This is a genomic window from Trichococcus sp. (genome assembly GCF_055118575.1).
Window position 1 is genome coordinate 118,434 of the sequence record NZ_JBSQPW010000001.1, and the last position, 12,327, is coordinate 130,760.

Annotated in this window: 11 protein-coding genes; 8 read left to right on the forward strand and 3 right to left on the reverse strand. The window is 46.5% G+C overall.

From position 1 onward, the window contains the following. Nucleotides 1-253 precede the first annotated feature (253 nt). Both ACTCCX_RS00515 and ACTCCX_RS00520 read right to left on the reverse strand, forming a co-directional pair. Nucleotides 254-880, reverse strand: a complete 627-nt coding sequence (locus ACTCCX_RS00515) for a carbonic anhydrase (RefSeq protein WP_463274233.1) — start codon at nt 878-880, stop codon at nt 254-256. A gap of 24 nt (nt 881-904) precedes the next feature. Beyond that, a complete protein-coding gene (locus ACTCCX_RS00520; RefSeq protein ID WP_463274234.1) occupies nt 905-1,816 on the reverse strand; it encodes an AEC family transporter in 912 nt (303 codons plus the stop codon). A 171-nt stretch (nt 1,817-1,987) separates the two neighbouring features. Here ACTCCX_RS00520 and ACTCCX_RS00525 point away from each other — a divergent pair, with 171 nt between their 5' ends. The 3 genes from ACTCCX_RS00525 to ACTCCX_RS00535 all read left to right on the forward strand — a co-directional run bounded on the left by ACTCCX_RS00525 (nt 1,988) and on the right by ACTCCX_RS00535 (nt 4,129). After that, nucleotides 1,988-2,449 (forward strand): S-ribosylhomocysteine lyase, encoded by a 462-nt coding sequence (locus ACTCCX_RS00525; RefSeq protein ID WP_463274235.1) that lies wholly within the window; start codon nt 1,988-1,990, stop codon nt 2,447-2,449. Between the two features lie 22 nt (nt 2,450-2,471). After that, nucleotides 2,472-3,584, forward strand: coding sequence for an iron-containing alcohol dehydrogenase family protein (locus tag ACTCCX_RS00530; RefSeq protein ID WP_463274236.1), 1,113 nt, complete (start codon nt 2,472-2,474; stop codon nt 3,582-3,584). A gap of 146 nt (nt 3,585-3,730) precedes the next feature. Then, on the forward strand, nt 3,731-4,129 hold the full coding sequence (locus ACTCCX_RS00535) for a cytidine deaminase (protein ID WP_463274237.1): 399 nt from the start codon (nt 3,731-3,733) through the stop codon (nt 4,127-4,129). Between the two features lie 49 nt (nt 4,130-4,178). Here ACTCCX_RS00535 and ACTCCX_RS00540 read toward each other — a convergent pair whose 3' ends face one another. After that, entirely contained in the window at nt 4,179-5,027 is an 849-nt protein-coding gene (locus ACTCCX_RS00540; RefSeq protein WP_463274238.1) for a hypothetical protein, read from the reverse strand. Nucleotides 5,028-5,174: 147 nt separating this feature from the next. Between ACTCCX_RS00540 and gloA the strand changes: the two genes are divergently transcribed. The 5 genes from gloA (at nt 5,175) to glgB (ending at nt 12,232) form a co-directional block, all read left to right on the forward strand. Beyond that, nucleotides 5,175-5,549, forward strand: a complete 375-nt coding sequence (gene gloA, locus ACTCCX_RS00545) for a lactoylglutathione lyase (RefSeq protein WP_463274239.1) — start codon at nt 5,175-5,177, stop codon at nt 5,547-5,549. Nucleotides 5,550-5,558: 9 nt separating this feature from the next. Next, nucleotides 5,559-6,206 carry an SGNH/GDSL hydrolase family protein gene (locus ACTCCX_RS00550; protein WP_463274240.1) on the forward strand — a complete coding sequence of 216 codons (648 nt, stop codon included), beginning with the start codon at nt 5,559-5,561 and terminating at the stop codon, nt 6,204-6,206. A 647-nt stretch (nt 6,207-6,853) separates the two neighbouring features. Beyond that, nucleotides 6,854-7,975: a DUF4349 domain-containing protein gene (locus ACTCCX_RS00555; protein WP_463274241.1), complete on the forward strand. Its 1,122-nt coding sequence runs from the start codon at nt 6,854-6,856 to the stop codon at nt 7,973-7,975. A gap of 464 nt (nt 7,976-8,439) precedes the next feature. Further along, on the forward strand, nt 8,440-9,723 hold the full coding sequence (locus tag ACTCCX_RS00560; RefSeq protein WP_463274242.1) for an alkaline phosphatase family protein: 1,284 nt from the start codon (nt 8,440-8,442) through the stop codon (nt 9,721-9,723). A 610-nt stretch (nt 9,724-10,333) separates the two neighbouring features. After that, nucleotides 10,334-12,232, forward strand: a complete 1,899-nt coding sequence (gene glgB, locus ACTCCX_RS00565; RefSeq protein WP_463274243.1) for a 1,4-alpha-glucan branching protein GlgB — start codon at nt 10,334-10,336, stop codon at nt 12,230-12,232. The last annotated feature ends 95 nt before the right edge of the window (nt 12,233-12,327 follow it).

Below are 12,327 nucleotides of genomic sequence, written 5' to 3' on the forward strand. Positions count from 1 at the left end.
CTTTTGTCGGGCTTCGGCCCAGGACGGAGATCGCGAATGTCGAGAGATCATGCATTTGTCGACATTCCGGATACCGAAAAGCGCAGAACACCCGACAGATCATCCTTTTGTCGGGCTTCGGCCCAGGACGGTGATCCCGAATGTCGAGAGAACTCGCATACTATGTTCGGATGCAGGGCACAAACACAAGCAGGAGGCTGGGGAAAAACCCCCAGCCTCCTGCTTGTGTGTAACAGTTTTCATCCGATTATTATCAACCGTTGGCGATCAAAAATTCGCCTTTTTTGCGGTCGTAGATGAAAACTTCACCGGTCTCAATGATGTAATGCCAGCCGCTGATTTTCAGCTTGCCTGCTTTCATTTTTTCGGCTATGTAAGGGAATGATATCAGATGCTTCAGCTGCTCCACGACATTGCCTTGCTCCATCATCCAAGCCCGTGCTTCGGGTTCGGATTCAGGAATGTCGTTCAGGACGCGGTCGCGCACCGGATGGATCAGTTCCAGCCATTTGCGTGTATGCGGCAACTCCTCGAGTTTGCCTTCCGGATGCAGGCAAGCAGCACAGCCGCCGCAGTTGGAATGACCACAAATGATGATGTTCTCGACGCCCAGTGCCAGTACGGCATACTCGATAGCGGATGTCGTTGCTACGTATTCGGTAGTCATCCGGTAAGGCGGAACGATGTTGGCGATGTTGCGGATGATGAACAATTCCCCCGGTAACGTTCCGGTGATCATATTTGGATCGATACGCGAATCGGAACAGGATATGAAAAGGGTATGAGGTTTCTGCGAAGCTTTAAGATCTTTGAATAGCTCACGATGAGATTCAAAATCCCCTCTCCTGAAATTGACGATTCCTTCTAATAATTTTTCCATACTCATACCTTCTTTCTGAAATGATTATCCGAACAGCATTTGTGCAAATTGCACGATGATCGGGATGGTAAATAAAGACAATAAAGTGGTCAGGACCACGAGCCGCGCGCCGTATTCGTAGTCGCCGCCGAACAACCGGCCAAGAATGGCGGTGTTCGTTGCGGCCGGTGCGCAGGAAGCGATTGTCAGGACGATTTCAACCATATAGTTGTCGATCGGCAACAAATAAATGATTCCGATCGATACGCTGGCGGTGACGACCAAACGCAGGAAAGTTGTCCAATATGCTTTCGGAAAAGCAAACAATTCCGAAAAATTGCTGTTGGCGATGTAGCTGCCGAGTATGATCATGGCCAGCGGTGTATTCAATGCGGCCAAGCTGTCGACGGATTTCCAAAGAAAAGCCGGGATCGGCAGCCGGCTGATGTAGATGGACAGACCGATGGCAGCCCCGATCATTCCGGGATTGAGCAGGGTCTGGCGCAAAGTCATCGCTTTTTTATCGCCTGATATCAGGTATTGGCCGTAGGTCCATTGGGTGACGTTGTTGGCCATGATATAGCCGGACATGAAAAAAACACCCTCATAGCCCACGGTTGCGAGTACCAGTGGGATGCCGACAAAGCCGGCATTCGGGAAAATCGTAGCATATTTATCGATACGATCCTCTTTTTTCAACACGAAATGGACAATGAATGCGCGGACGGAAATTGTCAGAAAAGCCGCCAATGTCGCCCATAACAACAGCTTCAAACGTTGGGCATCAAATGCAGCATTAAACGAGGTGATCATGGTCGCCGGCATCACGAACAAGGAAAGGATAGTCGATATCTGACGCGTACCTTCGCTGGTGATGACATTCGATCGGATCAGAATAAAACCAAAGAACATGATAGTGAACATGGTCAGCAGCTGTTGGAAAACGATGCTTATCAAAGTGGCGCGGAACTCCTTTCAAGTAGGGAAGCAAAATTTCAGTTTTTACTGTCCTTCCATGATAACACACCACGTTATATAATTTTAAGGAAATTCTCATAAATGTCTAGTATAATGAATTGGTATGAATCATAACAAACAACAGCGTAAGCTGAAGAATGGAGAATATAGATGGCAAAAGTGGAAAGTTTTGAATTGGATCATGATCTGGTGAAGGCTCCGTATGTCCGCCAAGCAGGATTTGAAGTGCACGAGACAGGTGCTGTCGTCACAAAATTCGATCTGCGTTTTGTGCAGCCAAATCAGGATGCGTTGCCGACGGGAGCTATGCATACTTTGGAGCACCTTTTGGCGATCAATATCCGCGATTATGTGGATGGCGTCATCGATTTGTCGCCGATGGGATGCCGCACCGGTTTTTACATGATCTGTTGGGGTGAACATGCTCCCGAAGAAATCGCTTCTGCTTTGGAAAAAGTGTTGCGGATTGTATTGGAAACGACAGTAGTCCCGGCAACGACCGCCAAGGAATGCGGAAATTACCGCGATCATTCCTTGTTCGGCGCACAAGAATACGCTAAGCAAGTGTTGGCGGCCGGCATCAGCCGCGACCCGTTCACGCGTACGGTTTAGAAACTCAGGGAGGATTGACGTTATGACTAAAGAATTGATCGTAAGGACAGGGCCGCAAGAATACGAATGCAGAGAAGGAGTCCTCACGACTTTGCCGAAACGATTGGAGGAGCGCTTCGTCAAAAATGTGCTGATCGTGCACGGCACCATATCCTGGCAAAAAGCACGGCCCTACCTTGAAGACCTCTATCAAAATGATTTTGCGATCACTGAAGTGGCTTTTTCGGGCGAATGCAGCTTTGAGGAAGTCGATCGCATAGTCGGCTTGGCGGAACAGTACAAAAGCGATGCGATTATCGGTGTCGGCGGAGGGAAAATCATGGATGCAGTGAAATATGCAGCTGCGAAAGCGGAAGGGATATTGAACGTAATGGTGCCGACGTTAGCGAGCAACTGTGCACCCTGGACGCCGCTGAGTGTCATGTACACCGAGGATGGTGTGTTCATCCGTTACGATTTCCTGCAGCAACAAGCTTCGCTCTTGTTGTTGGAACCACGTTTGATCATCGATTCGCCGAAAGATTTCTTCGTGGCCGGATTGGCGGATACGCTGGCAAAATGGTACGAATCGGACGAAATCCTTTCCTTGCCTGAGAATGCCCAACAACCGATGCTGATGATGGCACGACAAGCGGCATCTATCTGCCGACAAAGCATCTTGGATCACGCCGAGTTGGCGATCGCAAGTCTGGAAGCAGGTGAAGTGACGGAAGCTTTTGTGAAGCTTACGGAAGTGATCACTTCCATCAGCGGCATGGTCGGCGGTATGGGGGACGCATTTGCGCGGACGACCATCGCCCATGAAATCCATGATGCCATCACCAACTTCCCGGAATCGCATCATTTCCTGCACGGTCATAAAGTCGCCTATGGAATCATGGTGCAACTGGCATACGAAAAGAAATGGGCTGAAATCGACAACCTGATCCCGTTTTATGAACATCTCGATCTTCCGAAGAGTCTCCAAAATCTGCATTTGGAGAGACTGGATATGGAAGGAATCATGGAAATCGCCCGACTATCGACAAAACCCGAAGCACCGGCGCATGGCCTGCCTTACGAAGTCACTGCCGAATTGATGGCTGAAGCGATCCAAGCGCTAGAAGACTATATGGCGAAGTTGCCTGAGCTATAATCGGAGTGAATTACTGCACGAACAGACGCCGTGCCATGCCGAGCGATGATCCCTCCGGTTTGGCAAATTCCGGAATAATCGGTATACTGTAAACACGAACAATTACCGGGCAGAAAACCCCATTTATGATAAGCGAGGGATAGTCAATGAACAGTGAAGAATTAGTGTCCAGAGCAAGAATGGCCATGCAGCATGCGTACACCCCGTATTCCCATTTTCCGGTGGGAGCGGCTGTGCTTTACAAGGACGGCGAAGTGATCGAGGGCGTGAATGTGGAAAATGTTTCCTTCGGCGCCACAAACTGCGCAGAGCGGACTGCCTTATTCACAGGTGTGACGCGAGGCTATCACAAAGAGGATGTCGCAGCTATCGCGATTGCGGGTGACACAGAAACCTTCCTCCCGCCTTGCAGTATCTGCCGCCAAGTGATGGTGGAATTGTGCGCATACGAAACGCCAGTCTACCTTTCTGACAAATACGGAAAAATCAAGGAAATGACGCTCAAAGAGCTGGTCCCTTACGCCTTCACCGATTTGGATATGTAAACAATAACTGCGGCCCACCAGTACAAGGTGAGCCGCAGTTGTTTTTATGCTACATTTTCAAAAATAACAGATAAGCCCATGACATCATCAGAAGCAAGTGAGCGCTGATGCCGCCGAGGCAAAGGTAGAGGGTATCCCGTTTCGTTTCATTGATCGTCTGATAAAGGCTGGCGATGAACGTCACCAGATAACTGGACAGATGGACAAGGAACAACAACAGCACCGGGACCGCCATCAGGATCGGGGCAATCAGGCTGATAAGAAATGCAGTGCCCAACAGCAACAGACCAAAAGCGTTCATTCCCGCATATTGCGTCATCCAGTTATGGAAGGCGTGGCGTCTGTGCAAAAAGAAGGTTTTGATGAAGTACGCCAGCAAAGGGTAAAGATAATAGAACGCCAGAAAAAGCAGGAAATTCTTCATGTACCAAACGACCGGTTCAACATGAAAAGTGACGGTCGGCAACAGTGATATCTGGGAAAGCAGATCATACTGATTGACCAGCGCGACCGCAATCCGCGTCACCAAGCCGGCTGAAAGCAACGCCGAAAGGACGAAGGTGAAGTAGCCGTATAGGTTGTGGCTTTCTCTGCGCGATTTTCTCGTCTCCGCAGGGTCTTTCATTTTTTTCCATAAAAAACGCATGTAACGGATGAATTTATTCTTTGCTTCATCGAAAGAAAAGGCTTGCTTCTCAGTGCGCGAACCCGATGCAGCGTCTTCTTCATCTTCATCAGCCGTCAGGTCGACAAAGTTTGCGGTGTTTTCTTCGAATAAGGTGGGTTGATAAAATTCATCTTGAGGGATCGCTTCCGAATCGGAAACATCCGACCCGCACATTGGGCAAATCAAGGCCTCTTTCGGAATACGATTATGGCAATAGATACATATCTTCATTGGATATTCTCCTTCTCGCTGGTAACTAACTTCTAGAATAAGTCAGTTTGTAGGATATAGCAAGGTTATTTTTATGACAAACTTTTTGTAATGGAACGGATATTTCGGTATGATAAAGACAACATAAATGAGAGGAATGATGCCATAATGAAAATGTTACACACTTGCATCCGCGTCCAGCACTTGGATAAATCGATCGCATTCTACAAAGAGGCTTTTGATTTCCACGAGAAGAAGAAACTGGATTACCCTGAGCACAAGTTTTCAATCGTCTATTTAGGGTTGGAAGGCGATGATTATGAGTTGGAGTTGACTTACAATTACGATCATGAAGCTTACAACATCGGTGATGGCTACGGCCATATCGCCATCGGAGTGGATGAATTTGAAGCCCTTCACGAAAAACAGGTTGCTGCCGGATTTAATGTGACGGACTTTAAAGGCTTGCCTGATTCTTCCGTAAGATACTATTTCATCACTGATCCGGATGGCTATAAGGTTGAAGTCATCCAGAATAAATAGGAAGGATCTATGGGAAAAATGGTTAAACAAAAACTGCTTTTCATCGGCGACAGCATCACGGATACCGGGCGCAACCGCAATAATCCTGAGTCGCTGGGGAAGGGATATGTGGCGCTGATCGCAAAAGCGCTCGCGGACAGAGGCGATTCTGAAAACTATCAGCTGATCAACCGTGGCATCAGCGGAAACAAAATCCATGATATAGCGGAACGATGGCACGCGGATTGCGTGGCGCTCGAACCAGATGTCGTCACATTGCTGATCGGCATCAATGATACGTGGCATAATGTCGGTGATAAAGCGATTTTCGCTACCGAACAGTCTGCGGAACAGTTTGAAATGCATTACCGTCATCTGTTGGCTTCCTTGCGGAAAAAATCGGATGCTCGGATCATTCTGATGGAGCCGTTCGTCTTCCCGTATCCGGAAGACCGCAAAACTTGGCGGGCTGATTTGGATCCGAAACAGGTAATCGTCAAACGCCTTGCCGAAGAATTCGATGCCGAATGGATCGGTCTGGATGCTTATCTGAATGCAATCGGCGCAGTTGAGGGTTATGAAACATTATCCAACGATGGCGTCCATCCTACAAAAAAAGGGCACCTGCTTATCTCCGATGCTTGGCTGAAACAATTCGAAGAGGGCAGCAAAAAATAAGAAAGATAGCGTAAAAATCAGATTGTACCGAAAGGTCTTGCTTTCATGATATGGACATGGTAAGATACTTTACATGCGATGAGGCGACGAGCAATCAGGTGGGTTCGCCCATTCCGCGTTAGCGGCGAAGTGATTGCAAATCAAACGGGACATACGTGCTTGCACAACCACAGGATGTGGATGTTTGATGGTGACTGCTGTGAACAGTCCCATCCATGGGTTTTCCCATGCCGTATCAGAAGAAAGGGTCGGAAAGCTGAACACTTAGGTGCTCAGCTTCCCGGCCCTTTCTTTTTGTGTCTTCAGTGTTTTGATCCAGCTCCGGCGAGGGGCGGTTGGCCGGAGCTGGGTCATCCGGATCTACAGGCTTCTCCGGCGAGGAAGGGCTCTCCGGAGAAGCGCCCGGAAATTGGCCGGTTCCTCCGGCCAGAGCAGTTTCATCGGAGCACAGGCCACTGAAGCAGTGCCAATTCAGATGAGGGTCGCCTGGCCGGTGCGCTGGCAGGCAACACCCAACCAGCACCAACTTCAGCAAAAAATAAACCTGTCGCAGATGGCCTTGGAACTGTAAGGGCTTTATTAGGCGCTGTGGCTTCCTTGCGGTATAATCTAAGTAGGAAATTCAGGAAAGATTGGAGGCGTTTCAATTGAAAAAACTGAAATTATGGATACTTTCGCTGCTGTCATTCTCGCTTATGGGTTGTTCATTCTTAACGACGGAAGAAACGAGTGTTTCGCAACAGGACGCAGCCGGTGTGGACAACGTGACGACAGAAATAGCCAAATCGGATGGAGCGGTAGGCTCAGGGTTGTTGATCGGTGAAAAAGTAGTGACTACTGTCAGCCTTTCTTATGAAACTTTGAAATATGATGACTCCATCGCTTACCTGAAGGAGATTGTCGGAAAACATGGAGCTTATGTGGAATACTCCTATGAATCAAGCAACGGTGACATGATCTACACACCTTCTTCGTTGACCCAAAATTATCGCCAAGGCAGCTATACAATCCGGATTCCGAAAGATTCCGTGTCAGCCTTTCTGGATGATCTGGAAGGCGGATTGGGCACGAAAATCAGCGAACAGCAGGGCAATGAAGATGTAACACAACAGTATGAAGACACTGCAACGCGCATCAGCGTACTGCAAAGGAAGGAAGAGCGATTGTTGGCGTTGCTCGAGCAAGCGGAAACGGTCGAAGAGATTCTCGCTATCGAAGATAGTCTCAGTGCTGCCATATCCGAAAGGGAAGTGCTTCAGGCTGAGTTGGACAACATCGATGATTTGGTCGACTATACAGCTTTATACTTGACTGTGTCTGAGCGTTCGCGCATTTTGAACAATCAAGGTGGATCGACGCCATTTTGGGATCGCGTCAAAGATGCATTCATTGATTCGCTTTATGCTTTCTATTATTGGTTACAGGATGCCGCCATCTGGTTTATCTATGCATTGCCGTTCTTCGTGGCCGTTCTGTTAATGTTGTTGCTCCTGTGGGCGATTAAAAAACTGTTCGGCAAAACGATTTGGGGCAAGCGAAGGACCGAAAAGCAACTCCAGGAAAGAAAGCAGATTGAAGAGCGCCGGAAAGAACGCTTTGAGCGGACCCACCCAAGAAAACCGGGTGGAACAACCGTAGCGTCGAAGACCACCGGGACGCCGCCTGCGAAAACTACGAGCACGCCGCAACCGCCAATTCCGCCGACAGAAAAAAACGACCAGCCGGATTTAAAACCGAAAGATAAGGAAGGGGATCCACTCGAACCATGAGGATTCTGCTTGGATAAATAAGAAAAGCTGAACGGGTTCGTTCAGCCCTGATTAAGGAAACACTGTGACCTAATCGGTCAAGTACTCTGTTGTCACAGTGCGACATCAGAGGGCCTCACCATCACAGATGACAAGAACCATGACAAGTCGAACAGTATGTCTTGGCTCGCAGAGACAAGAGGTTCCTTTTTCCTTTTCCGAAGGGCTTACCCGTGAAGCTGGCCATCATTTTAGGTGCAAGAAATATTTTGCAAACGTGTGAAACACCTACGGTGAAGCACTTTTCAATCCGAAAAATTTTATACATTCCTAGTATACCAAAAGAAAGACTGCATCCGGATAGACAACAAATCCGGATGCAGTCTTTTTAATTTACTACAGGAAAGATGGGTTAAATAAGTCCGCTTAAGTGAACTAGAAGAGTGGAATATATGGTAAAATAATAGAATAGGAGGGTATAGATTATGGTAAAAAGAAAACTGTATATCATTTCATTAGATGCATTTGGTGCCAGTGACTTAGAATTTGCCAAGACGCTGCCCCATTTCCAAGAAATTTTGAGCAGAAGCGCACTCGTTAAAGAAGTCGAATCGGTCTATCCGTCTTTGACATATGTTGCTCATACTTCAATCGCAACAGGGATGAATCCGAACCGTCATGGGATCATCCATAATACACATCGGCAACCGGAAAGGCAGTCACCGGACTGGTATTGGTATGCCAAAGAAATAAAGAAGGCGACGTTGTTCGATGTTGCAAAGAAGGCGGGATACACAACCTGTGCTTTGCTATGGCCGGTGACAGGGAAAAGCCCTTCCATCGACTACAACCTCGCGGAAATTTTTCCGAACAGGCCTTGGCAAAATCAGGTGATGGTCTCCGCTTTTGCATCCAGCACTAAATATGCGCTTGAGATGAATAAAAAGTACGGTTCGTTGCGGAATGGGATAGCCCAACCGGAATTGGATGAATTTGTGACTGCGATAGCGGTCGATACGATCAAGACGAAACTGCCGGATCTGCTGGCTGTGCATCTGGTCGACCTGGACAGCATGCGTCACGAATACGGCGTTTTGAGCGATCAGGCAAAAGAAGCGATCGTCCGGATGGATCGCCATCTTGGCCAGATCATCGAGGCGATGAAAGAAATGGATATCTATGAGGATACCGTGTTGGCAGTATTGGGCGATCATTATCAGATCGATACACACACGGTCATCCGCCCGAACCACTTGTTTTTGGACAAAGGCTGGCAGACGATCGATCGCAAAAGGAACATCAAAGACTGGAAAGTGCTGGCGAAAGCTGCGGACGGTGCTTGTTATATTTACCGGAAAGATGTCAGTATCACGAATAAGATGATTTTGGATGCATTGAAAGGGATCGAAGACCGGGTTGAAACCATCCATTCGGCCGCAGAAGCCAGAAAAATGGGTGCGGATGAGAATTGTCTCTTCATTCTGGAAGCAAAAGCCGGTTATTATTTTGAAAGCGATGTGATGTACCCGTTCATGGAAAGCACCGCCAAAAACCTTCCTGACCGAAGATTGCACAGCGCCACGCACGGATTCAGTCCGAAAAAGAAAAAATATGCCACAACATTGATGGTTTCCGGACCCGGAATCGACCAAGCTGCTGTTGTGGAAAATGGCAGGCTGATAGATGAAGGGCCGACCTTTTTGCATGCAATCGGGCTGAAATTTCCGGAACCAACGGATGGAAGAATCATCAATAAAATATTTATGTAGTCCGGGGCTTCACCAGTGGCAAGATCAAGGTGCGGGGCACCTACAGTGGAGCTAAAAAAAACTTTATCGTCAACGTTTGTAAAAAGTAAGTAAACGTCATCCTGAATTGTAAAAATTATGCCACAATCTTTGCAAACCAGGATTTCTACACTATATAATTGTAAGCGTAAACATTTTCCGTGGATTGGAATATTGATTTTGTGAAATAAAAAACAATATTTATCTCTGGGTTTTCATTTTCCTATTTGTAAGTTAATATTCGGGAAATGTTGCAACAACAACCTTGGTCGAATAAATCCTCATTTTTTTTTAATTAAAATATCATTTTTGGAGTTTAGTCGGATTCTATATAGTGATATTCGTTGCTTATTTTTTAGCAGCGTTTACAATGTTGTTTTTATGTAAAAAACCTGTCAAGGGTGAAAGATTATTACTATCAGGAAGAAAGAAGGATTTCAATATATTTATCATGATTTATGGCAAAATCATCTTTAAAATGGTATTATGGATATATATTAAATAAAGGGTCAGGCGTGATCAAAAAAATTATTATGGGATCATTTTATTGCAGCAATATAATTGTAAGGGAAGTGTCTGGATGAGTGCAAAAATGAACATACTTAAAGAGTTGGAAAAGGAAATGTATTTGTTCAACATCGGGGAACATCTTGAAAGCTACCGCTTTTTAGGAAGTAAAAAACGGACCGAGAATGGGATTGAAGGATGGCGGTTCACAGTCTGGGCGCCTCATGCAAAAACCGTCTCTTTGGTAGGGGATTTTACTGAATGGCAACCCGTGGAAATGCAAAAAATAGGCAAAACCGGCGGCTGGTCGCTTTTTGCGGAGGCCGCATCGCAAGGTGACTGCTACAAGTATTATATCGAGGACAAAAACGGCAAAAAGAAATACAAGATCGATCCCTATTCTTTCGCGTATGAAGTTCCGCCAAAAGACGCTTCTGTCGTGTTTGATATGCCCGAGAAAAAATGGAAAGACGGCAGATGGGCCGCAAACAAAAAAAGAAAGTCGATCTATCAAAAACCGCTTAATATTTATGAAGTGCATTTCAGTTCATGGAAAAAGCATGATGATGGCAGTTGGTATTCCTTTAAGGACCTTACTGAAACGTTGATTCCATATGTGAAGGAAATGGGCTATACGCACATCGAATTCATGCCTTTGATGGAACATCCGTTGGAAGCTTCTTGGGGTTATCAAATCACCGGGTATTTCGCGGTCGCTGCCCGTTATGGCAATTTGCTTGAGTTGAGGGATTTCGTAGAAGAAGCGCATAAAGAAGGTGTCGGGGTCATCATGGATTGGGTTCCCGGACATTTCTGCAAAAATGATTATGCGTTATCCTATTTCGATGGTACGCCGACTTTTGAGTATGCCGATCCGAATCGTGCAATCAATAACCGTTGGGGAACGCTGAATTTTGACTTGGGTAAAGCACAAGTGCACAGCTTCCTGATTTCGAACGCCATTTTCTGGCTGCAAGAGTTCCATTTCGACGGAATCCGTGTCGATGCCGTTTCGAATATGCTTTATCTTGATTATGATGAAGGTCCATGGACGCCGAATGAAGATGGCAGCAATCATAATCGCCAAGGCATCGAATTCCTGAAGAAGATGAACACAAAAGTCTTCGAACACCATCCGGATACTTACATGATCGCAGAGGAAAGCACTGCTTGGGCCAACGTCACGAAACCGATAGAGACGGGTGGATTGGGCTTCAACTATAAATGGAATATGGGTTGGATGAATGATACCTTGCGTTTCTTTGAAATGGATCCTTTGTTCCGAAAAGATAATTTCAACCTGATTACCTTTTCTTTCATGTATGCCTTCAATGAAAACTTTATCCTGCCGATATCCCACGATGAAGTGGTCCATGGGAAACAGTCGCTGTTGGGTAAAATGCCAGGTGACCGCTACAAACAATTTGCGGGCTTACGCACGCTGCAAGCCTACATGATGGCTCATCCAGGCAAAAAATTGAACTTCATGGGTAATGAAATCGGACAATTCCTGGAATGGCGCTTCTACGATCAAATCGAATGGGGTGTTCTGAACAACGAGTTCAATCCGGAGTTCCAGCACTACATCAAGACATTGAATCATCTCTACAAAGATACGAAAGCTTTACATGAAGTCGACGATACGCATACCGGTCTGGAAATTCTGGACGCTGACAATAACTTGGAGTCGGTCCTTTCCTTCGTCAGAACAGGCGAAAAACCGCGCGATTTTCTGATTGTCGTGTGCAACTTCACGCCTGTAGAGCGACGCAATTTCCGCGTGGGCGTTCCATATGAAGGCCATTACGAAGTATTGCTGAATACTGAAATGAAGGAATTCGGAGGTACTTGGACGGAAAATCTGCCGGAAATGGTTACTAGCCTCGATGGTATGAATCGCCAGCCTTTCTCGATCGAATTTACGTTACCTGCATTAGGAGTGTTGTTCATCAAACCAAAACGCGTTTTTGGTGTTAATAAATAATGTCTACTGAATAATTTATAAACCCTATTGTGACAACGCTTTTCGATGTTTTTTGGTATAATAGATGCATGGAATCCAGGGCAAAACACCAAAAA